The sequence below is a fragment of the Pseudomonas sp. TH43 genome, from assembly GCF_016650635.1.
Taxonomy (GTDB): Bacteria; Pseudomonadota; Gammaproteobacteria; order Pseudomonadales; family Pseudomonadaceae; genus Aquipseudomonas.
In genome coordinates, this window is sequence record NZ_JAEKFI010000003.1 from 1,359,291 (window position 1) to 1,380,964 (window position 21,674).

The 21,674-nt window shown below is 57.8% G+C and carries 19 protein-coding genes and 3 tRNA genes; 4 read left to right on the forward strand and 18 right to left on the reverse strand.

Annotated features, from left to right (window positions below; translation table 11 throughout):
• Positions 1-286: 286 nt before the first annotated feature.
• Together cra and JFT81_RS15785 are read left to right on the forward strand one after the other, a co-directional pair.
• The gene (gene cra, locus JFT81_RS15780) at positions 287-1,282 is read left to right on the forward strand and encodes a catabolite repressor/activator (RefSeq protein WP_201228008.1); all 996 of its coding nucleotides are present in this window, start codon (positions 287-289) and stop codon (positions 1,280-1,282) included.
• A 3-nt stretch (positions 1,283-1,285) separates the two neighbouring features.
• Entirely contained in the window at positions 1,286-2,062 is a 777-nt protein-coding gene (locus JFT81_RS15785) for a TatD family hydrolase (RefSeq protein ID WP_201228009.1), read from the forward strand.
• Positions 2,063-2,227: 165 nt separating this feature from the next.
• On the opposite strand, the gene JFT81_RS15790 is transcribed toward JFT81_RS15785, so the two are convergent.
• The 5 genes from JFT81_RS15790 to JFT81_RS15810 all read right to left on the reverse strand — a co-directional run bounded on the left by JFT81_RS15790 (position 2,228) and on the right by JFT81_RS15810 (position 8,746).
• Positions 2,228-2,617 carry a hypothetical protein gene (locus JFT81_RS15790; RefSeq protein WP_201228010.1) on the reverse strand — a complete coding sequence of 130 codons (390 nt, stop codon included), beginning with the start codon at positions 2,615-2,617 and terminating at the stop codon, positions 2,228-2,230.
• A gap of 267 nt (positions 2,618-2,884) precedes the next feature.
• Positions 2,885-4,915: a methyl-accepting chemotaxis protein gene (locus JFT81_RS15795; protein ID WP_201228011.1), complete on the reverse strand. Its 2,031-nt coding sequence runs from the start codon at positions 4,913-4,915 to the stop codon at positions 2,885-2,887.
• A 192-nt stretch (positions 4,916-5,107) separates the two neighbouring features.
• A complete protein-coding gene (gene ampE / locus JFT81_RS15800; protein ID WP_201228012.1) occupies positions 5,108-5,947 on the reverse strand; it encodes a regulatory signaling modulator protein AmpE in 840 nt (279 codons plus the stop codon).
• A complete protein-coding gene (gene ampD / locus JFT81_RS15805; RefSeq protein WP_201228013.1) occupies positions 5,944-6,504 on the reverse strand; it encodes a 1,6-anhydro-N-acetylmuramyl-L-alanine amidase AmpD in 561 nt (186 codons plus the stop codon). The genes ampE and ampD overlap by 4 nt, the downstream gene beginning before the upstream one ends.
• Positions 6,505-6,568: 64 nt before the next feature.
• A complete protein-coding gene (locus JFT81_RS15810) occupies positions 6,569-8,746 on the reverse strand; it encodes a DUF1631 domain-containing protein (RefSeq protein WP_201228014.1) in 2,178 nt (725 codons plus the stop codon).
• Positions 8,747-9,132: 386 nt separating this feature from the next.
• Between JFT81_RS15810 and nadC the strand changes: the two genes are divergently transcribed.
• Entirely contained in the window at positions 9,133-9,981 is an 849-nt protein-coding gene (gene nadC, locus JFT81_RS15815; protein ID WP_201228015.1) for a carboxylating nicotinate-nucleotide diphosphorylase, read from the forward strand.
• 51 nt (positions 9,982-10,032) lie between these two features.
• On the opposite strand, the gene JFT81_RS15820 is transcribed toward nadC, so the two are convergent.
• Complete coding sequence (locus JFT81_RS15820; RefSeq protein WP_201228016.1) at positions 10,033-10,341, reverse strand: DUF6388 family protein; 309 nt, start codon at positions 10,339-10,341, stop codon at positions 10,033-10,035.
• Between the two features lie 276 nt (positions 10,342-10,617).
• Between JFT81_RS15820 and JFT81_RS15825 the strand changes: the two genes are divergently transcribed.
• Positions 10,618-11,112, forward strand: a complete 495-nt coding sequence (locus JFT81_RS15825; protein WP_201228017.1) for a hypothetical protein — start codon at positions 10,618-10,620, stop codon at positions 11,110-11,112.
• Positions 11,113-11,118: 6 nt separating this feature from the next.
• Here the strand turns inward: JFT81_RS15825 and JFT81_RS15830 are convergent.
• From JFT81_RS15830 to tpiA, 12 genes are all read right to left on the reverse strand, one after another.
• Positions 11,119-11,194: transfer RNA gene (locus tag JFT81_RS15830), tRNA-Thr, on the reverse strand.
• 153 nt (positions 11,195-11,347) lie between these two features.
• On the reverse strand, positions 11,348-13,453 hold the full coding sequence (gene pnp, locus JFT81_RS15835; RefSeq protein ID WP_053117036.1) for a polyribonucleotide nucleotidyltransferase: 2,106 nt from the start codon (positions 13,451-13,453) through the stop codon (positions 11,348-11,350).
• A gap of 193 nt (positions 13,454-13,646) precedes the next feature.
• Positions 13,647-13,916, reverse strand: coding sequence for a 30S ribosomal protein S15 (gene rpsO / locus JFT81_RS15840; RefSeq protein ID WP_003177875.1), 270 nt, complete (start codon positions 13,914-13,916; stop codon positions 13,647-13,649).
• A 142-nt stretch (positions 13,917-14,058) separates the two neighbouring features.
• Positions 14,059-14,976 carry a tRNA pseudouridine(55) synthase TruB gene (truB, locus tag JFT81_RS15845; protein ID WP_201228018.1) on the reverse strand — a complete coding sequence of 306 codons (918 nt, stop codon included), beginning with the start codon at positions 14,974-14,976 and terminating at the stop codon, positions 14,059-14,061.
• A gap of 4 nt (positions 14,977-14,980) precedes the next feature.
• A complete protein-coding gene (gene rbfA / locus JFT81_RS15850; protein ID WP_201147475.1) occupies positions 14,981-15,379 on the reverse strand; it encodes a 30S ribosome-binding factor RbfA in 399 nt (132 codons plus the stop codon).
• A gap of 160 nt (positions 15,380-15,539) precedes the next feature.
• Positions 15,540-18,068, reverse strand: coding sequence for a translation initiation factor IF-2 (infB, locus tag JFT81_RS15855; RefSeq protein ID WP_201228019.1), 2,529 nt, complete (start codon positions 18,066-18,068; stop codon positions 15,540-15,542).
• A 27-nt stretch (positions 18,069-18,095) separates the two neighbouring features.
• A complete protein-coding gene (nusA, locus tag JFT81_RS15860; RefSeq protein ID WP_077571038.1) occupies positions 18,096-19,577 on the reverse strand; it encodes a transcription termination factor NusA in 1,482 nt (493 codons plus the stop codon).
• A 47-nt stretch (positions 19,578-19,624) separates the two neighbouring features.
• The gene (rimP, locus tag JFT81_RS15865; protein ID WP_201147473.1) at positions 19,625-20,083 is read right to left on the reverse strand and encodes a ribosome maturation factor RimP; all 459 of its coding nucleotides are present in this window, start codon (positions 20,081-20,083) and stop codon (positions 19,625-19,627) included.
• Positions 20,084-20,222: 139 nt separating this feature from the next.
• Positions 20,223-20,299, reverse strand: a tRNA-Met gene (locus JFT81_RS15870).
• 97 nt (positions 20,300-20,396) lie between these two features.
• Positions 20,397-20,482, reverse strand: a tRNA-Leu gene (locus JFT81_RS15875).
• 22 nt (positions 20,483-20,504) lie between these two features.
• A complete protein-coding gene (gene secG / locus JFT81_RS15880; RefSeq protein ID WP_090175639.1) occupies positions 20,505-20,891 on the reverse strand; it encodes a preprotein translocase subunit SecG in 387 nt (128 codons plus the stop codon).
• A gap of 4 nt (positions 20,892-20,895) precedes the next feature.
• A complete protein-coding gene (tpiA, locus tag JFT81_RS15885) occupies positions 20,896-21,651 on the reverse strand; it encodes a triose-phosphate isomerase (protein WP_003221542.1) in 756 nt (251 codons plus the stop codon).
• Between the last annotated feature and the right edge of the window lie 23 nt (positions 21,652-21,674).

The following is a 21,674-nucleotide window of genomic DNA, read 5'->3' on the forward strand; positions in this document are numbered from 1 at the left end:
GGATGACGCCAGGTATTGTTTTGAATGGTTGCAGCTTAGGCGCTCTAACGCTTCGCTTTTCAGCGGCAGTTTTGGCGGTTTCACGGCAGAACCGGCCAAAGGCGTCTAAAACGTAGAAAATACGCTTGCTGAAACGTTTAATCTAGATTGATCGGCACGTTACTCGATAATGTTCCATCCTTGAAGTCCAACTTGTCGGATGCGTTGCGACAATAGTCGCCTGCCCTAATCGGGTAGGATTGGCGAAAATGTTGCGGCAAGCTCGCAAAAACAAGGAAATCCCGGGTTGAAACTCAGTGATATCGCGCGGTTGGCCGGAGTGTCCGTGACCACCGCCAGCTACGTCATCAACGGCAAGGCCGAACAGCAACGCATCAGCACCGCCACTGTCGAGCGGGTGCGCGCAGTGGTCGACCTGCATGGCTTTACGCCAAACCCACAAGCGGCCGGGTTGCGCAGCCGCCACACCCGCACGTTGGGTTTTATTCTGCCGGATCTGGAAAACCCCAGTTACGCGCGGATCGCCAAACTGCTGGAGCAAGGGGCGCGGGCGCGCGGCTATCAGTTGCTGATCGCCAGTTCCGACGATGCACCCGAAAGCGAACGGCAATTGCTGCAACTGTTCCGCGCGCGTCGCTGCGATGCCCTGATCGTCGCCAGTTGCCTGCCGGCCGGGGACGACAGTTATCGTCAGTTGCAGGCCAAAGGCTTGCCGATCATCGCCATCGACCGGGTCATGGAACCGGAGCATTTCTGCTCGGTGATCAGCGACGACCGCGAGGCCAGTCTGCACCTGACTCAGAGCCTGCTCGATGCACAACTCAAGCAAATCGTGCTGCTGGGTGCTCGCCCGGAGTTGAGCATCAGTCAGGAACGTGCCGCCGGTTTCAAACAAGCGCTGATCGACTTCAAAGGCGAAGTGCTGGTCGAGCACGCCGAATCCTTCAGCCGAGAATGCGGCCAGCAACTTATGGAAGAACTCCTGCAACGTCTGGGGCATTTGCCGGACGCGCTGATCACCACTTCCTACGTGCTGTTGCAGGGTGTGTTTGATGCACTGCATGACTTCCCGCTCAAGTCACGACCGCTGCGCCTTGGCACCTTCGGTGATACGCAACTGCTCGACTTCCTGCCGCTGCCGGTCAATGCCATGGCCCAGCAGCACCAGTTGATCGCCGACAAGGCGCTGGAACTGGCGCTCGCAGCCGTTGAGCAGTCGGAGTACAAACCGGGTGTACAGGCCATCGCGCGTACCTTCAAGCAGCGCATTCACCGAGACTGAGCCGTGGAGCTGATCGACAGCCACACCCACCTCGACTTCCCCGACTTCGACGCCGATCGCTCGGCGTTGCTGGCCGAAAGCCGCGCTCTAGGAGTGCGGCGGATGGTGGTGCTCGGGGTCTATGAGGGCAACTGGCAACGGGTGTGGGATCTGGTGCAGAGCGATCCCGATCTGTACGCGGCGTTCGGTCTGCACCCGGTGTATCTCGATCAGCATCGTCCCGAAGATTTGCCGACACTGGGTGATTGGCTGACTCGGCTGCACGGTCATCGGCAGTTGTGTGCAGTGGGCGAGATCGGTCTGGATTACTTTATCGAAACACTCGACCGCGAGCGGCAACAAGCACTGTTTGAGGCTCAACTGCAACTGGCAGCGGACTTTGAATTGCCAGCGCTGATCCATGTGCGACGCAGCCACGCAGCGGTTATTGCCACGCTTAAACGCTTCAAGCTCAAACGCGCAGGGATCATCCACGCTTTCGCCGGCAGCCGCGAAGAAGCGCGTGAATACATCAAACTCGGTTTCAAACTGGGGCTTGGCGGCGCACCGACCTGGCCGCAAGCCCTGCGCATGCATCGCGTGCTGGCGGAGTTGCCACTGGAGTCGATTGTGCTGGAAACCGATTCACCAGACATGGCGCCCGTCATGTTCCCCGGACAACGCAACAGCCCGGCGCACTTGCCGGCGATTTGCGCGGCGCTGGCCGAGCTGATGAGTCTTTCCCCGCAACAACTTGCCGCCGCCAGCACGGCCAACAGTTGTGAAGTATTTGGCTGGTAACCGACCGAGCGAATGCATCCTCCTGCAGGAGCCGCGGCCCGCGGCGATCTTTTGATCCTGCTTTTGAAGCAAGATCAAAAGATCGCAGCCTCGTTTCACTCGACAGCTCCTACCGCTCCTACAGTTAGCCATCAATGATCATCAGGTCACGGTCAGTCGGAAATTTTAGTCGGCGTGGGCTTTGGCGGCTTCGAGAAGCAGAGTCAGGTGCTGACGTTGGCGCGCATAACGCACCACCACGAAGTACACGAAGATCGTGATCAGTGAAGCATTCAGTTGTTCGGTGACGCTGAGCAGCCCCACCCACTCCATCACCAACGCCACCAGCAGCGCGGTACACACTGTCACCGAGGCACTGAAGCGCAACAACGCCAGTGAATCGAGCGATTTGAAGCGCTTGATCTGTTGCGGGCAGCGTAGCTCCAGAGCTTTTTGACAACGCTCGCAACTGAACGTCTCGTTGATCGAGATAGCATTGAGCTGCCAGGGTTTGAGGGCCAGAGTGGTCTGGCAATGGGCACAGCGGCCCTGGACTCCCAAGGTTGCAACAGACATGTGCGGTCTCCTCCAAAACGGTCTGACAGGGATTCTGGTTGATTGAAGGCGAAAATCCAGCGGACTGAGGAAAACAGGATTTCACCTACAGAAGCCAGCCAAAAAGTACTACAAGCAATTCAGACATAAACCCGAGCCTTGTCCCTGCGAACTGGCAACTGGCAACTGGCAACTGGCAACTGTAAGAGCTGCGGCACGCTGCGATCTTTTGATCTAAAAAACAACATCAAAAGATCGCAGCGTGCCGCAGATCCTACTGGGGTGTGGTTAGACGCGGAAGGCGCTGATCAGCTGTTTGAGTTCCACGACCTGCGCCGACAGCGCGCGGCTGGCATCTTCGGTCTGGTGTGCGCCGTGTGCCGTGCGCTCGCCGGCGCGGTTGATCTCGACGATATTCTGGTCGATGTCATGGGCTACCGCTGTTTGCTGCTCAACCGCCGCGGCGATCTGCTGGTTCTGGTCGACGATCATGCCCACCGCGCCGAGGATGTTCTCCAACGCCTGCTGAACCTTTTCCGACTGTCCTACCGTGCCATTGGCCATTTGATGGCTGACGCCCATGGCCTTCACCGCCGCGCCGACACCGCCATGCAGTTTGGCGATCATCTTTTCGATTTCTTCGGTTGATTGCTGGGTACGTTTGGCCAGCGTGCGCACCTCGTCTGCGACCACCGCAAAACCGCGTCCCTGCTCCCCGGCGCGTGCGGCTTCGATCGCGGCGTTGAGCGCCAGCAGGTTGGTCTGTTCGGCGATGCTCTTGATCACTTCCAGCACACGGCTGATCGATTGGCTGTCACTGGCCAATTGGTTGATCACCAGCACCGATTGATCGATCTCGCTGGCCAGCGCAGCAATGCTGCCCTGCTGTGACTCGACCAGACCACGACCACTGATGGTCTCGTCATTCACGCTGTGGGCGCTGCTCACCGCTGCAGCAGCACTGCGCGCCACTTCCAGAGACGTCGCCGACATCTGGTTCATTGCCGTCGCCACTTGCTCGATCTGTGTACGCTGCCCGGCGACGGCCTGATTGCTTTGCGCGGAGACGTTCTCCACCTGTCCGGCCTGCCGCTCGACTTCGCCGACGGTTTGGCCGACGCGCTCGATCAAGTCATGAATTTTCTTCACCGTTCCGTTGAACACTTCGCCCAACTCGCCCAGCTCATCGCGGCTGTGCGCCACGAAGTTGACCGTCATGTCGCCGGCCGCAACCTTGTCCATCATCGCGCCAAGGCGTTTCAGCGTTGTACGTGTGGAGGCGTAAAAACCGCCGTAGAGATAGAAAATCAGCACAAACACCACCGACAACGCCACGGCCTGCAAGACCATGTGCGTGCGGTTTTGCGCTAGGCGCTGCTGCAATTGCCGGTCGAGAAACTTCAACGTCGCTTCGTTGAGCTGGTAGGTCTTGTCCATCAACCCGGTGACCTGGTCGTAGAACGCCTGCCACGGTGCATCGAGGGTTTCGGCCATCACGACTTGCTGTTCGAACAACTCGCTGGCCTGTTTCAACGAGGCCTTGCTGCTGTCGGCTTGCAGCGTCAGGGTTTCGCGCGCAGCCTGGCTTGAGCCGAGGGCATCCTGCAGTTTCAAGGTGTATTCGGCCTGAAGCTTTTCGATCTGCGCCAGCAGCTCATCAAAACGCGTGCTCGACGAACTGTTGAGAAACCCCTGTCCCAACGAATACGAACCCATGGCCCGGCCTTCACCAAGGGTTTGGCTGACCGTCGGGGTGAGGTTGATGACCAGTTCGCTGAGTTGGCGGATATCGCTTTGGTTATCGCGGCTCAGACCGGCCTGACTGGCGATGATCTGGCTGAAAATCTGCGCATTGCCGAGCAGTTTACCGATCAAAGCGCTTTTACTTTGCAGGGAGCTTTCCGCTTGCTGAGCCTTGAACGCGGTGATCATTTCATCGCGTTTGCCTTCAAACACCTTGATCTGCCCGGAATCATCAGTCATCGCTTTCAGGCCTTGCAGCCGGGCAAGCAGACTTTGTTCGAGCGTGGTGATCTGCGACTCGATGTTACCGGCCTTGCCGGACTGACCGAGGGTGACGTTGATCTGCACCAGATTGTTCAGGGTCTCCAGATCCCGGCGCAGGGTCAGGCTGCTGCCCAGCAGGTCGAGGCTTTGCAACTCCACCTGAGTCCCCTGAAACTCGCGATAAGAGTCGCGCACCAGATAGAAATTGGTCACCAGCATCGGCACCAGGAACAGCACGCTGATCAGGCTGAACTTCATGCCGAAGCTCAGACGGTTCATCAGCGAGACGGCGGGATAGAGCAAGCTCTTCACTGGAAGTCTCCCTTGGTTTTTCTTGTTTTTATTGGCAGGCGCGAGGCGACAGCAGATAGCCACTATCGAGCGCCATCTCTGTATAGCTCAAATCGAAGGGAGGTTTTGTAACTTAAGGTTAACGACAGCCTGCGAAACACATCCCTCTGTAGGAAATGCCGCAGGCTGCGATCTTTTGATCCTTCTTTGAAATCAGTGAACCAGAACCGTCCACAAGGCAAACCCGGCATACCACAGCACCGCCGCGCGCAGCAGCAGGTCCCACAGGCAATCGAGGGTGTTGATGCCTTCCGGGCCGACCGCAGGCGGCGGAATCTCGCCCGCTGCCAGCCCGACTTTGTTGATCAGTTGCGCAGCGCTGATGTTCCAGTTAAGCAACTCGTGCAGCATCACCCGGCTCACCGCAACAAAGTTGCCAACCAGCGCCAGACTGGCCGCCAGCAAACGCACCGGCACCCAATCGAAGGCATGACGCAGTTGCGCAGCACGCTCGACCAGCGCCGGGTTCTTGCCGTTTTCTTCGGCCAGTGCCAACAAACGATAGGCCAGCGCTGCCACAGGGCCGAGCAGGAAATACCAGAAGATCACCGCGAAGAAGCTTTGATAGGCCTGCCACAACAAGTGCCCCTGCACCTGATCGAGCAATTGCTCGCCACTGTCGGCGCAGATGTCCAGATCACGCTTGGCCACGTGGGCCGCGGCTTGCAGATCCTCACGACGCCAGGCATCGCGGAACGGCCCGAGACCGCCGAGCAAATCGCCGCGCCCCAGGCTGTAAATCACCACCAGCAAATGCACCGGCAAGGCCAGCAGGCCGTAAGCCACAGGCTCCAGCACCAGCAACAACAAGGCGAGCAACGCCACCGGCAGCAATACCAGAATGGTCAGCACCAGCCATGGCTGTTTGGCCAAACGCTCGTTGCTTTCGAGTTTGTGCAGTTCGCGGATCCATCCGCCATCGCGTTGAAGCCGATGGCGCAGGGCCGAGAATTTCTCGATCCAGACCGCCAGCAGTAACACCAGAAAACTCATTGTCCTTCCTCTTGTGCCAGGGCAGCGCGGTAACGCGCCCAGTCGAATGCCGGGCCAGGATCGGTCTTACGCCCGGGTGCTATATCGCTGTGCCCGCAAATGCGGGCGCCGGTGATGGCCGGAAATACTTTTTGCAACTGGCGGGTCAGCGCCGTCAACGCCTGATACTGCGCATCAGTGAACGGCAGATCATCCGTACCTTCGAGCTCGATGCCCACGGAGAAATCGTTACAGGTTTCGCGTCCGTCGAAAATCGACACCCCCGCGTGCCATGCCCGTTCAAGACAGGAGACAAACTGGGTGACCTTGCCGTCACGTTCAATAAGAAAGTGCGCGGAGACGCGCAAGTCGGCAATCCCTGCAAAGTAGGGATGCTCAGTGACATCCAGACGATTCTGGAAAAACTCCTGCACCTTGCCGGTGGCGAACTGCGCGGGTGGCAAGCTGATGTTATGGATCACCAACAGGGAAATTTCGCCCGCGGGGCGTTCATTGAAGTTGGGCGATGGGCACACCTGCACCCCCTGACACCACCCGCTAGCGGGATCCAACTGCATACCGATTCCTTCAACGCCGACTGTGTTGGCGCCCAGTATGCCGTGATCGGCCCCCGGCGCGCGATCACTTGCCGCGATTGAGTCGCCGCAGATTACCCAGCACCGACTCCAGCGCCCGGTCAAACAGCAAGGTGTCGTCCAACGCACGCACTGCGCCGCGACGGAATTCCAGGGCGAGCCCGGTGCGACTGCGCTCGCGGACTTTCATCCCGGTACGATCGACAAATACGTATTTGCCCGTGGCCTCGATGATGGCGGCCAGCTTGCAGCGCAAGCTGTGTTCGTCTTCCTCAAACGCAACCCAACTGCCCAGACGCAACTGGTCGACCTGACGCAAACCGGCATCGTCGTGGGGCAAGCGCACCGAGGTTAGCTCCAGCGTGCCGTCGTCGGCGTCAGGCAAAACAATCTGCTGCGACACCTCGATCATCGTCGCGGCTTGATCCGTCTCGGCGGAGCGCTCCAGCACGCGCACATGCAGAGCCTCAAGCTCACTGAAAAATTCGCTGGTCGCGAACGGATCGAACGCCGAACTGGTCAAGCCATCACGCAACGACTTGAGCAAACCTGGCACCAGTGCCAGCAAGCGCAGACTGGATTCTGCGTCGTCGTGGCGCTGCACGCTCCAGATCAATTGCTCCATGGTCTGCACATCGGCCTGCCACTCGGCGGACTGATCGCCATGCTTGAGGCACGTCAGCAGCAGCACTTTGCTCCAGGCGTCCTGTACGAAGGTCACCACCGAAGGCGGCAGGACTTTGCCCAAAACCGCTTGATTCAGCGCCTGCTCGACCCGACGCCGAGCCATTTCGGTTTTAGCGCGCCCCTCTTCGGCATCGCGCAATCGCTGTTCCAGCAGCTCGCTGCGACGGCGCTCGTCACTGGTGAACGCAAGGAAGTCAGCCAGCAGCTCGGAAAAAATCGCCGGGTCATCGACAAAGTCGCTCAGCAGGCGTTGCACCACTTGTTCGATGCGCAAGTACAGACTGTCGCGCGCCTCACCGTCGCAATCACCCCAGCCCATGGCGGCGTCGGCAATTTCGTTGAGCAGACGCCGCGCCGGATGACTGCTGCGGCTGAAGAAGCTCTTGTCGAGCACCGCGACCTTTAGCATCGGAATCTGCAGGCGAGCGATCAACGCTTTGAGCGAGTCCGGCACATTGCGGTCTTCGAGGATGCAGTCGAAGACCATGGCAATCAGATTGATCACGTCTTCGTCTGCGCCGCCGACAATCCGTGATTTGCCACTTCTGACGCTGACCCGAGTCAGCAGTTGTTCGAGCTGATTGCGCAGATCGAAGTCGTCCTGCGCCGCCAGCGCCGGCACGTACTGTTGCAAATGCGAGAGCAGGCGCAACAGGTCGCGGGTGGTAATCGGCTGGCTGGTGCCGCTGGGCTCCAGCGCCGGTGCGACGCTACCGCGCACATGCAACAGCAACTCCTGCAACGCGGCGAAGACCTCCTGCACGCCTTCGTCAGCCGGTGCGGGGTTATGACTTTCTTCGCTGTAGACGCTGGCCGCGACGCGATCAATTGCGCGGCGCGCGGGCGCTGGTTGCAACCCTGGCAGCACACCAGTGGCGAGCAGCAGTTGATTGGCTTCGGCGTAAAGCTGCTCGGTGTCGGCCAGCACATAACGCTCGAACAGTTTGAGCAGGATCAGCTTGACCTTGATCTCCACGCCCAGATTGCGTCCGGCCTGCAAGAAGTACTCGCACAGCATCGCCGGGCCGAGCGGATTGTGTTGATCGTCGAGAGTATTGCCCAGCAAGGCGTTGAGCCGCGTGGTCAATTGATCGAGAGCGAAGCCGTCACGCTTGAGTACGCGACCGACCATGGTCTCGACCGCCACGCTGCGCTCCATGTCATCGGTGCGCGGCGCCGACTCTTCGTACACCAGCGTGTGAGGCAAGGTGTTGTGCGTGGCGTGGTATTGAGTGAGGCCGACGAAGGCCTCGAAAAATTGCTCGAGAAAGCCGCGCTCGATGTTTTTACGCTTGAGGCGCAGGTCGCGCATGGCTTCAAAAAAGATGTTCTGCTCGACGTCGTTGCGCGCGCGATCGGCCATTTCAAACAGCGTGTCGTCGGCGTTATCGAACAGCTCCTGCAAACCGAGGCGCAGTTGCTGCGCAGCCTTGTCGCGCACCTGAAGCAGAATCACAGGCAGGCGGGCGAGCGGCGAGTGATTCGCCTGATCGGTAGCGGCCTTGTGCAAAGGCACTACTTTCCCGTCGTTGTGCATCCAAGCCTCCTGGAACGGTGATTCGTCAGTCACTTTCTGCGCAAGCCCCCTGTGGGAGCGAGCCTGTTCGCGAAAGCGGTGGGTCAGAAAAAAATGCCGCTGACATGCCCTCTTCGCGAGCAGGCGCGCTCCCACAGTTTTAAAAGCGGCATCTTCAAAATCGTCAAAGCCATGACGTCAAATGCAAGGCGGATTATCTTGCAAAAGTTGTCCCCGGCGCTATAGCCGTCAGGGTTTCCCCTATATCCGCACACTTGCACAGACCAACACCGGACGGGGTTTGCTCAAAGAAATTCGACCGGATGCAGTCAAGCGCGCGAGTTCTCGCCTTGGGTTGGCTCGCGCCATGCCCCTATAATCGAACCACTTTGTTTGTGGAGCCCGTTATGCCGAATCTACGTCTCGCCGATTTGACCGCCGAAATCGAAGCCAACGTGCGCCGTGCGTTGCTCGAAGACATCGGCAGCGGCGACATCACCGCGCAACTGATCCCGGCCGAACGCCTGGCCAAAGCCACCATCATTACTCGCGACGCAGCCGTTGTTTGCGGCACGGCTTGGGTCGATGCGGTATTTCGTCAGCTCGATCCGCGGGTGGCAGTGCATTGGCAAGTCGTCGATGGCGAGCGGGTAAAACCCAATCAGCCGCTGTTTCATCTGGAAGGCCCGGCACGTTCGCTGCTGACGGGTGAACGCAGTGCGCTGAACTTCCTGCAATTGCTCTCGGGCGTGGCAACGCGCGCGCAATACCTGGCCGATTTCGTCAGCGAAACTCAGGTGAAGTTGCTCGACACCCGCAAGACTCTGCCGGGCCTGCGCCTGGCGCAGAAATACGCCGTAACCTGCGGCGGCTGCCATAACCACCGCATCGGCCTGTACGACGCGTTCCTGATCAAGGAAAACCACATCGCTGCCAGCGGTGGCATCGCGCAGGCTATTGCCGCCGCGCACAAGATCGCCCCGGGCAAACCGGTGGAAATCGAAGTCGAAAGTCTGGATGAGCTGAAGGAAGCATTAGCGGCCGGCGCAGACATCATCATGCTTGATGAGTTGAGCTTGGATGACATGCGCGAAGCCGTGCGCCTGAACGGTGGCAAAGCGAAACTGGAGGCCAGCGGCGGGATCAACGAAAGCACGCTGTTGCCGATCGCCGAGACTGGCGTGGATTACATCTCGATCGGTGCGATGACCAAGGATGTCAAAGCGGTGGATCTGTCGATGCGACTGAGTCTCTGAAGACTGCACGCAATAAAAAACGCCAGCCCGATTGAGGCTGGCGTTTTTGTTTCAGACCACCAGATTGTTCATCTCGCAGTACTCGTCCCATTCGACGCCCAATACTTCGGCCGCCTCTTTGTGCAATACGAGGCGTTGTGCCTCGAATTCTTCAGGAGTGCTGGTGGTGTACTTGAGTGTCAGTTCCCACGGCTGCAAGCCTTGGGCTTCGGCTTCGTCTTCGAAGGCCCACTGGATCTGATCTTTCTGATCGTCGGCGGGCAAGTCCTTGATCTCGTCAGCCAACTGGGTCGACTCGAGGAGGTACTTTTTGAGTGCTTCTGCGTGTCTTTCTTCTTGGGTCAGTTCTTTAACAGTCATGGCGTTCTCGCTGATCATAAGAATGGAGGATGGATCTGGATCATCAAGGATCTCTCTGACGCGGATTGTCCGGCCTTCGGAACCATTCGGGATCATGTGAAAACTGCTGGGCGATGCTCATGCAGGCTCCGAATATAGGACGTTTGCATGACGAATTACACGGCTCTTTACATCTCTCTCACAAAAAGTTGACCTGCGGAACATAAATACGCTTTTCGAGTCATAGCGATGTGCCACTTCGGCACTCATCTCCGCTGTTCACAAGGAAAACCAGTGATGCGCAGCTTTTCGAAGATCTCCGCCGTTGTGTCCGCCACCGCTCTGATCACGGTTCTGGTGCTTCCTGCCAGCGCGATGGCTGTGGAGCTGAGCTCCAGTAGTCCGTCCTACGGCGACAAGGTTCCGCTGATTCACAACGATTACGGCAAAGAGGTGGTGATCAGAAGCGACATCAGTATCGATGAGCTGAAAAAGATGCGTGACACGATCAGTGAGCAGACGCGCCAGATCGAAGACCTCAAACGCAGTAGCGGTTCCAGTTCAAACTCCAGTGGCAAGGAAATTGATGACCTGAAGAACAAGGTCAAGGAACAGGATCGCGAGCTGGACACCCTCGGTCGTCAGGTCGAAGACCTCAAGCGCAACAGCGGTTCGAGCTCAAGCTCGAGCAGTAGCGAGATTTCCAATCTGAAACAGAAGATCAATGATCAGGATCGGGCGATGGATCAGCTCAAACGTACCGTCGAGGATCTGAGCCGCAAAGTGAAATAAAGGGGATGGTGCCCGAGACAGGAATCGAACCTGCGACCTTCGCGTTACGAGTGCGCTGCTCTACCGGCTGAGCTACACGGGCGGTGGGCTAAACCTAGCACTGGTCGTGTGCTGCGGCAAATTTGTGGGTTGCCTGATGGTTATCTCTTGAAACTCAATTGCTTTTTGCCAGACAAAAAAATGCCCCGCCGTTTAAACGGCAGGGCATTTTTATTGCGCTAAAGCGATGGGGTGATTAAACGCCCGAAGCCTTGGCGGCTGCCACGTCTTTGATGGACAGCTTGATACGGCCGCGGTTGTCCACGTCCAGTACCAGCACTTCCACTTCCTGACCTTCTTTCAGGATGTCGGTCACTTTCTCTACGCGAGCGTCGCTCAGCATCGAGATGTGCACCAGACCGTCCTTGCCCGGCAGGATGTTGACGAATGCGCCGAAATCGACGATGCGCTCAACCTTGCCGACGTAGATCTTGCCGATCTCGGCTTCAGCGGTGATACCCAGAACGCGCTGACGCGCAGCTTCAGCAGCTTCCTTGGTTTCGCCGAAGATCTTGATCGAACCGTCGTCTTCGATGTCGATCGAAGCTTTGGTTTCTTCGCAGATCGCACGGATGGTCGCGCCACCTTTACCGATAACGTCACGGATCTTGTCGGTGTCGATCTTCATCGCGATCATGGTCGGAGCGTTGGCCGACAGTTCGGTACGCGACTGGCCGATGATCTGGTTCATCTGACCGAGGATGTTCAGGCGCGCTTCCAGGGCTTGGCCCAGAGCGATTTCCATGATCTCTTCGGTGATGCCCTTGATCTTGATGTCCATCTGCAGCGCGGTCACACCTTTGGCGGTACCGGCTACTTTGAAGTCCATGTCGCCCAGGTGGTCTTCGTCGCCGAGGATGTCGGTCAGGACTGCGAATTTCTCGCCTTCCTTAACCAGACCCATGGCGATACCGGCAACCGGTGCCTTCATCGGCACACCAGCGTCCATCAGGGCCAGGGAAGCGCCGCAAACGGAAGCCATCGAGCTCGAACCGTTGGATTCGGTGATTTCCGAAACCACACGGATGGTGTACGGGAACACGTCAGCGGCTGGCAGCATGGCCGAAACCGAACGACGGGCCAGACGGCCGTGACCGATTTCACGACGACCAGCACCACCCATGCGACCACACTCGCCCACCGAGAACGGAGGGAAGTTGTAGTGCAGCATGAACGGGTCTTTTTTCTCGCCTTCCAGGGTGTCCAGCAGTTGTGCGTCACGGGCAGTACCCAGAGTCGCGACTACCAGAGCCTGAGTTTCACCACGGGTGAACAGCGCCGAACCGTGAGTCTTCGGCAGAACGCCGACTTCGATGTTCAGCGGACGTACGGTCTTGGTGTCGCGGCCGTCGATACGTGGCTTGCCGTTTACGATGTTTTCGCGAACGGTGCGGTATTCGATTTCGCCGAAAGCAGCTTTGACTTCGCTGGACGAAGGCTGACCTTCTTCACCGGACAGCTTGGCAACAACCTGATCCTTCAGCTCACCCAGGCGAGCGTAACGGTCGGCCTTGATGGTGATGGTGTAAGCCTGGGAGATCGCTTCGCCGAACTCGGCACGGATAGCGCCCAGCAGTTCGGTGGCTTCTGGAGCCGGAGCCCAGTTCCAGGTTGGCTTGGCAGCTTCAGCGGCCAGTTCTTTAACCGCGTTGATCACAACCTGGAATTCGTCGTGAGCAAACAGTACCGCGCCCAGCATCTGGTCTTCGGTCAGCTCTTTGGCTTCCGATTCAACCATCAGCACAGCGTCCGAAGTACCGGCAACGACCATGTCCAGGCTCGAAGCAGCTTGCTGCTCGTAAGTCGGGTTCAGCAGGTAGCCGGTGCTTTCGTGGAAAGCTACACGAGCGGCGCCGATCGGGCCGTCGAAAGGAATACCCGAGATGGCCAGGGCAGCCGAGGTACCGATCATCGCAGCGATGTCCGGATCGGTCTTCTTGCTGGTGGAAACGACGGTGCAGACAACCTGCACTTCGTTCATGAAGCCTTCTGGGAACAGCGGACGGATCGGACGGTCGATCAGTCGGGAAGTCAGGGTTTCTTTCTCGGAAGGACGGCCTTCACGCTTGAAGAAACCGCCAGGGATCTTACCGGCAGCGTAAGTCTTTTCCTGGTAGTGAACGGACAGAGGGAAGAAGCCCTTGCCTGGATCGGCTTGTTTTGCACCGACTACAGTCACCAATACGCTGACGTCGTCGTCAACGGTGACCAATACTGCGCCGGAGGCCTGACGGGCGATACGGCCAGTCTCGAGGGTAACGGTCGATTGACCGAACTGGAATTTTTTGATTACCGGGTTCACGGTGTCCTACCTTCTTTGTGGCTCTTGGGGGAACTGGTTTCTTGCGAATTCTTGGGCAATGTCGGGAATCGGCCCAACGCCTGTCCAGGGTAAAACGTGTATCCAGATAAAACTTGAGGCTGGGAGCCTGCAAGGCGCCAGCGGTAAACCGCTGACGCCTGACAGACCACCAACCTCATAGCGCAATCGCTGATTAGCGACGCAGACCCAGGCGACCGATCAGAGTCTGATAACGACCCAGATCCTTGCCTTTCAGGTAGTCCAGCAGCTTGCGGCGCTGGTTTACCATGCGGATCAGACCACGACGGGAGTGGTGATCTTTACCGTTGGCCTTGAAGTGACCTTGCAGTTTGTTGATGTTGTGGGTCAGCAGTGCAACTTGCACTTCTGGCGAACCAGTGTCACCAACAGCTTGCTGGTAGTCAGCAACGATTTGAGCTTTTTCTTGAACGTCGAGAGCCATGAGGCAATCCTTTTATCAGGAAACTGTTTCAGGGAAACAGCTTCAACAGGCCAGGGACAAATCCCTGTATCTATAAATGAGTCGTGACCGTGCCTGTTAACAGCCACACTCGCCGACCTGCTGTTACGCAGGCCGGTTCCGGTCATTCTGACCGAATCAAGCGACGTGGCGCGATGCGCCCGTCTTCGCTCACTTCACCGATACCGATGAAGCGACCATTGTGATCCTGTACCCGTACCATGCCGAACTTCGGAGCATCCGGAGCACGTACCGGCTGGCCGTTGAGCCAGTAGAACGCGCTAGCTTCGGAGAAGTGCAGCAGCGGCCAATCCAGCAGGCCGCTGTCCGATGGCATCAGGAAACGGTCGACCGCTTCGTTGCCGCCTTCGGCATGTACCGCTTCAAGCTCTTCGAGGGTAACCGTCTGCGCCAAGGTGAAAGGCCCGGCCTGGGTACGGCGCAATTCTGCGACGTACGCACCACAACCGAGTTGCTCACCGATATCCTCCACCAGGGTGCGAATATAGGTGCCCTTGCTGCAATCCACCGCAAGTCGCGCAGTATCGCCTTCGAAGGCCAGTAATTCCAAGCGCGCAATAGTAACAGAACGCGGTTCACGCTCCACTACTTCGCCTGCACGGGCCAGCTTGTACAGCGGCTGGCCATCACGCTTGAGCGCCGAGTACATCGGCGGTATCTGACTGATTTGCCCACGAAAACCTGGCAGAGCGGCTTCGACATCGGCGCGACCAACGGTCACCGGACGCTCCTGCAAAACCTCACCTTCGGCGTCTGCCGTGGTGGTGGTCTTGCCCAGTTGCGCCAGGGTTTCATAACCTTTGTCGGAATCGAGCAGGTATTGCGAGAACTTGGTTGCTTCGCCGAAGCACAACGGCAGAACGCCGGTGGCCAATGGGTCGAGGCTACCGGTGTGCCCGGCTTTTTCGGCATTGAGCAGCCAGCGAACCTTCTGCAACGCGGCGTTGGAGGTGAAACCCAACGGCTTGTCGAGCAGGATGATGCCACTGACGTTACGACGGATACGTTTGACCTGAGCCACCGAATTACTCCTTGGTGTCTTCAGGTTCAGCCGCCGGGTGCTGATTGTCTTCAGCCACGGCGCGCTCGATCAGGGCCGACAGGTGCGCACCACGCACGACGGATTCGTCGTAGTGGAAGTGCAATTGCGGGACGCTGCGCAGCTTCATCTCGCGAGCCAATTGCATACGCAGGAAACCTGCGGCGGCATTCAGCACCTTGATGCTTTGCGCGATGTCTTCAGCGTTGTCCTGGCCCATCACGGTGATGAAAATCTTCGCGTGACCGACGTCACGGCTGACTTCCACAGCGGTAATGGTGACCAGGCCTACGCGCGGATCTTTGACTTCGCGACGGATCAATTGAGCCAGCTCGCGCTGCATCTGATCGCCGATACGTTGGGTACGGCTGTATTCTTTTGCCATGATTTTGTTACCTGTTACTGCCCCACGGTGAAACCCGCAAGGTCTGAAAGCGGCAAACGCCCGGCCTGACAAAAGCCAGACCGGGCGTTGCGTTTAGAGTCCGGGTGATGCGCCGCACTGTTGAGTGCGGCCGACCATCACGGCTCCTGAAGTGCGCGAGTTAGAGGCTGCGAGCAACCTGAACCTTCTCGAAGACTTCGATCTTGTCGCCGACTTTGACGTCGTTGTAGCTCTTCACGCCGATACCGCATTCCATGCCGGCACGTACTTCGGAAGCGTCATCCTTGAAGCGGCGCAGGGATTCCAGCTCGCCTTCGAAGATAACGATGTCTTCACGCAGTACACGGATCGGACGGTTACGGTGCACAACACCTTCGATCACCATGCAGCCTGCGATCGCGCCAAACTTCGGCGAACGGAACACGTCACGCACTTCGGCGATACCCAGGATGTTCTCGCGAACATCGCTGCCGAGCATACCGGTCAGGGCTTTCTTGACGTCTTCGATGATGTCGTAGATCACGTTGTAGTAACGCATATCCAGACCTTCCTGCTCGACGATCTTGCGAGCGCCAGCATCGGCACGCACGTTGAAGCCGAACAGTACAGCGTTGGAAGCCAGTGCCAGGTTAGCGTCGGACTCGGTGATACCACCGACACCGCCACCCACTACACGCACTTGAACTTCGTCGTTGCCCAGGCCATTCAAGGCACCGTTCAACGCTTCCAGCGAACCACGGACGTCGGATTTGAGGACGATGTTGAGCGTCTTCTTCTCGGCCTGACCCATGTTTTCGAAGATGTTTTCCAGCTTGCCAGCATGAGCACGAGCCAGTTTGACTTCGCGGAACTTGCCTTGACGGAACAGAGCCACTTCACGGGCTTTCTTCTCGTCAGCAACCACGCTCATCTCGTCGCCAGCGTCCGGGGTACCGTCCAGGCCGAGAATCTCGACAGGGATGGAAGGACCGGCTTCCTTGATTGGCTTGCCGTTCTCGTCGAGCATGGCGCGAACGCGACCATAGTTCGAACCGACCAGGACCATGTCGCCTTGGCGCAGGGTACCGTCTTGAACCAGAACGGTTGCCACCGGGCCACGACCTTTGTCGAGACGCGATTCAACCACAACACCACGGCCAGGAGCCGATGGAGTCGCTTTCAGTTCGAGAACTTCAGCTTGCAGCAGAACGGCTTCAAGCAGCTCGTCGACGCCAGTACCGACTTTCGCCGACACCGGTACGAACGGCGTATCACCGCCCCACTCTTCGGAAGTCACGCCGTGAACCGACAGTTCGCTACGGATGCGATCGAGATCAGCGCCCGGCTTGTCGATTTTGTTCACTGCAACAACCAGTGGCACGCCAGCCGCTACCGCATGCTGAACAGCTTCAATGGTCTGCGGCATCACGCCGTCGTCCGCTGCAACTACCAGAATAACGATGTCGGTCGCCTTGGCACCACGAGCACGCATTGCGGTAAACGCGGCGTGACCCGGGGTGTCGAGGAAGGTGACCATGCCGCGTTCGGTTTCAACGTGGTATGCACCGATGTGCTGGGTGATACCACCGGCTTCGCCAGCAGCAACCTTGGCACGACGGATATAGTCGAGCAGGGAAGTTTTACCGTGGTCAACGTGGCCCATTACGGTCACGACTGGAGCACGGGAGAACGACTCACCTTCAAACTTCAGGGACTCGGCCAGGGAATCTTCCAGGGCGGTGTCGCTGACCAGGGTCACTTTGTGGCCCAGTTCTTCGGCTACCAGTTGAGCAGTTTCCTGATCAAGCACCTGGTTGATGGTCGCTGGAGTACCCAGTTTGAACATGAACTTGATGATTTCAGCAGCCTTGACCGACATCTGATTGGCGAGATCGCCAACAGTGATGGTCTCGCCGATCTGCACATCACGCACGACAGGGCCGGTTGGGCTCTGGAAACCGTGAGCGTTGCGTTTCTTCAGCTTGGCCTTGCCGCGACCACCACGACGGAAGCCATCGCTTTCTTCGTCGGTAGTGCGTGGCGCCACACGTGGAGCTGGCGCTTTTTCTTTAACCGAAGCGCGATGCGGAGCGTTTTTGCGCTCGCCATCACCGCCACCGCTGCGACGATTGTTATCGTCGGCACGTGGCTTGTCCGGACGGCGCTGTTCGTTCTGCTTGTTGCGAACGTCAGCAGACGGTGCTGGCGCAGCGGCAACCACCGGTGCGCTTTCGCGAACAGGTTCGGCAGCAGCCGGCGCCGCAACGGCGTCGCTGGAAGCGGTTTGCGCAGCAGCAGGCTGGCGACGCGCTTCTTCTTCGGCGCGCTGCTTGGATTCTTCTTCAGCCTTCTGGCGAGCAGCATTTTCTACTGCGCGACGCTCATCCAGTTCACGCTTGCGTTCGGCTTCGATTTCTTCCGGGCTACGCTGTACGAAAACTTTCTTCTTGCGAACTTCTACGCTGATGCTTTTGCTACCAGCCACACGCAGGGTGCTGGTGGTTTTACGCTGCAGCGTGATCTTGCGTGGTTCTTCCACTTTCGCCTTGTGGCTGCTTTTCAAGTGAGTCAGCAGAGACTGCTTCTCACTGTCAGTCACATTTTCTTCGGCGGCGGTGTGCGGCAGACCTGCCTCACGCATCTGCTGCAACAGGCGCTCTACCGGTGTTTTGACCTCATCGGCCAGTTGTTTCACCGTGACTTGCGTCATGCACTTCTCTCCTCAGGCCGCGCCTAATTACTCGAACCAGTGGGCTCGGGCGGCCATGATCAACTTGCCGGCACGATCATCGTCAATGCCGTCGATGTCGAGCAGGTCGTCAATAGACTGCTCGGCCAGGTCTTCGCGGGTAATTACGCCGCGCACCGCCAGTTCCATCGCCAAATCCTTGTCCATACCCTCAAGCGAGAGCAGGTCTTCGGCCGGATGGGCGTCTGCCAGCTTTTCCTCAGTAGCGATGGCTTTGGTCAACAAACGATCCTTGGCACGAGCGCGAAGCTCGTTGACGGTATCTTCGTCAAAGCCGTCGATGTTGAGCATTTCTTCCAACGGTACGTAGGCAATCTCTTCCAGGCTGGTGAAGCCTTCATCTACCAGCACCTGTGCCAGATCTTCGTCGACTTCCAGCTCGTCGATGAAGTTGCGCAGGATGTCGCCGGTTTCTGCTTGCTGCTTAGCCTGGATGTCCGATTCGGTCATCACGTTCAGGGTCCAGCCAGTCAACTGGCTAGCCAAACGTACGTTCTGACCACCGCGACCGATGGCCTGAGCCAGATTGTCTGCGCCAACGGCGATGTCCATTGCGTGGGCATCTTCGTCAACGATAATTGCCGCAACCTCAGCCGGGGACATGGCGTTGATCACGAACTGAGCCGGGTTGTCGTCCCACAGAACGATGTCAACACGCTCACCGCCCAACTCGCCCGACACTGCCTGGACGCGCGAACCGCGCATACCAATGCAAGCGCCCTGCGGGTCGATGCGTTTGTCCTTGGAGCGGACGGCGATCTTGGCGCGCGAACCCGGATCGCGGGACGCAGCCATTACTTCGATCAGGCCTTCGGCAATTTCCGGCACTTCGATGCGGAACAGCTCGATCAGCATTTCCGGCGCGGTACGCGACAGGATCAGCTGCGGGCCGCGGTTCTCGGTGCGGATTTCCTTGAGCAGCGCACGCAAACGCACGCCAACCCGGAAAGTTTCGCGAGAGATGATGTCTTCACGGGCCAGCAACGCTTCAGCGTTGTTCCCCAGATCCACAATCACGTTGTCGCGGGTGACTTTTTTCACGGTGCCGGAGATGATTTCTCCCAGGCGCTCGCGATAAGCATCGACCACTTGAGCACGCTCGGCTTCACGCACTTTCTGCACGATGACTTGCTTGGCAGTCTGTGCAGCAATGCGGCCGAACTCGATGGATTCGATTTTTTCTTCGACGACGTCGCCGACCTTGGCGCCAGGATGCGTTTCAGCAACCTTGCTCGGCCAGGTTTCAATGGCCGGATCGTCGAGATCATTCTCTTCGACGACCGTCCAGCGACGGAAAGTTTCGTATGCCCCGGTGTGGCGGTTAATTTCCACACGCAGGTCAACTTCGTCTTCAAAACGCTTTTTGGTAGCAGTGGCCAAAGCCAGCTCCAGCGCTTCAAAAATTACGCTTGCCGGTACGCCCTTTTCATTGGATACCGACTCAACAACCAGCAGTACTTCTTTGCTCATCGTACGCCTCGCCTTTCGCAAGCCATTGGATCCGCGGGATCCGCGTCTCAGTCAAAACTGGGAATAATGTTGGCCTTGTCGACCATATCGATCGGCAACAGGAACTCATGGTCATCTACCTGCACCACGACATCCTGTTCTTCTACACCGCGCAGAAGGCCCTGAAAGTTGCGCCGACCTTCAAAAGGCGAGCGCAGCTTGATCTTCACTTGTTCACCGACAAATTGGGCGAACTGCTCAAGAGTGAACAGTGGGCGCTCCATGCCAGGCGAGGAAACTTCGAGGGTGTACTCAACAGTGATTGGATCTTCAACATCCAGTACACCGCTGATCTGACGGCTGACAATGGCGCAATCGTCCACCAGCACGCCACCCTCTTTATCGATATAAACGCGCAACATCGAGTGACGACCTTGAGCCGAAAACTCGATACCCCAGCATTCATAGCCTAGGGCCACGACCACCGGGGCCAGCAAGGCCTGCAACTCTTCTAGCTTGCTCGACACCTGAACCCCCTAGTGCATGATATGTGCATGCTATGCAAAATAAAAAAATGGGCATAACGCCCATCCTTGAAACGCCGTCGAACAGCGGCGTTGAAAGTGTCCAGCTAACAAAAAGCCCCTTAAAAGGGGCTCCTTAAACTGGTTGCGGGGGCCGGATTTGAACCGACGACCTTCGGGTTATGAGCCCGACGAGCTACCAGACTGCTCCACCCCGCGACAAAGCTGGGGCGGAAGTATACGACCGATCCCTTATAGGGTCAATGTAACCTTCCACCTGCAAGAAAGCCCGCAACAGCGGGCTCTCCTGACTAATTGGTACCGAGAAGGGGACTCGAACCCCTACACCCTATGGGCACAACCACCTCAAGGTTGCGTGTCTACCAATTCCACCACCTCGGCAAAACTACATTTGAAACTCTTCTTACTTCTGCTCTTGAGCTGGAGGTACGTCAGTCGCTGGAGTAGCCGACTTTTGCTCTTGAAGCACCGGGACATCATCAGAAGCCGGTTGTTGTTGCTTAGGTACTTCCAACACTGCTGGGTTTGGCAAACCTACTTGAGTCAGCTGATGAGCCTTCTCTTTAGCAAAGTAACCTAACCCTAAGCTGGTTATGAAGAAACCAGCGGCAAGTATAGCAGTAAACTTACTAAGAAAGGTAGAGGAACCTTGGCTTCCGAACACAGTATTTGAAGCACCTGCTCCGAAAGACGCGCCAGCGTCCGCACCCTTACCCTGCTGCAGCAAAACCAGAGCAACTACGCCCAATGCACCCAGCAGATGAAAAACGACTACGACTGTTTCCAGCATTTTTTCAGTTTCCCGCGGCGCGACAGATCGCACCGAACTCATCTGCATTCAGGGAAGCTCCACCAATGAGCCCCCCATCGATATCCGGCATGCCGAACAGTTCGACCGCATTGGCCGCCTTCACGCTGCCGCCGTATAGAAGCCGCACACCTCGTGCGACTTCAGAATTCTCTGCCGCCAACTGCTCGCGAATGGCTTTATGCACATCCTGAGCCTGTTGCGGCGTTGCAGTCAGTCCGGTACCAATGGCCCAGACAGGCTCGTAAGCAATGACTGCATTGGCAAAAGCACCTACACCCAGCTCCTCGATGATGCTGCCCAGCTGACGCCCGACAACCTCAAGAGTTTTCCCGGCTTCGCGCTGCTCCAGGGTTTCCCCTACACACAGCACCGGAATCAAGCCACATGCCTGTGCCGCTGCGAACTTGCGATTCAGCATTCCGTCTCGCTCGCCCATAATCTGACGGCGCTCGGAGTGCCCGACAAGCACCAGGGAACAACCTGCATCCACCAACTGACTCGGTGCAATTTCACCGGTCAATGCACCTTGCATGGATTCCACTGCAGAATTCTGCGCACCGACCGAAATCGATTTACCTTTCAAACCATCAATCACTTGATTGATATGCAAGCAAGGCGGGAATACCGCGACATCAACACCGCTTGGCAAGGCCAGATGACGAAGGCCGTTGATCAGCTCAGCGACGCTGGCGCGGGTACCGTGCATCTTCCAGTTACCAGCTACCATAGGGCGACGCATGCTGTACCTCGTCGGTCAAAGTG

Excerpts from the sequence above, each read along its gene's own strand:
- JFT81_RS15790 (WP_201228010.1), bottom strand. The coding sequence starts at position 2,617 with ATGTCTGTTGCAACCTTGGGAGTCCAGGGCCGCTGTGCCCATTGCCAG.
- ampE (WP_201228012.1), bottom strand. The coding sequence starts at position 5,947 with ATGAGTTTTCTGGTGTTACTGCTGGCGGTCTGGATCGAGAAATTCTCG.
- ampD (WP_201228013.1), bottom strand. The coding sequence starts at position 6,504 with ATGCAGTTGGATCCCGCTAGCGGGTGGTGTCAGGGGGTGCAGGTGTGC.
- JFT81_RS15810 (WP_201228014.1), bottom strand. The coding sequence starts at position 8,746 with ATGCACAACGACGGGAAAGTAGTGCCTTTGCACAAGGCCGCTACCGAT.
- nadC (WP_201228015.1), top strand. The coding sequence starts at position 9,133 with ATGCCGAATCTACGTCTCGCCGATTTGACCGCCGAAATCGAAGCCAAC.
- JFT81_RS15820 (WP_201228016.1), bottom strand. The coding sequence starts at position 10,341 with ATGACTGTTAAAGAACTGACCCAAGAAGAAAGACACGCAGAAGCACTC.
- JFT81_RS15825 (WP_201228017.1), top strand. The coding sequence starts at position 10,618 with ATGCGCAGCTTTTCGAAGATCTCCGCCGTTGTGTCCGCCACCGCTCTG.
- rpsO (WP_003177875.1), bottom strand. The coding sequence starts at position 13,916 with ATGGCTCTCGACGTTCAAGAAAAAGCTCAAATCGTTGCTGACTACCAG.
- rbfA (WP_201147475.1), bottom strand. The coding sequence starts at position 15,379 with ATGGCAAAAGAATACAGCCGTACCCAACGTATCGGCGATCAGATGCAG.
- infB (WP_201228019.1), bottom strand. The coding sequence starts at position 18,068 with ATGACGCAAGTCACGGTGAAACAACTGGCCGATGAGGTCAAAACACCG.
- nusA (WP_077571038.1), bottom strand. The coding sequence starts at position 19,577 with ATGAGCAAAGAAGTACTGCTGGTTGTTGAGTCGGTATCCAATGAAAAG.
- secG (WP_090175639.1), bottom strand. The coding sequence starts at position 20,891 with ATGCTGGAAACAGTCGTAGTCGTTTTTCATCTGCTGGGTGCATTGGGC.
- tpiA (WP_003221542.1), bottom strand. The coding sequence starts at position 21,651 with ATGCGTCGCCCTATGGTAGCTGGTAACTGGAAGATGCACGGTACCCGC.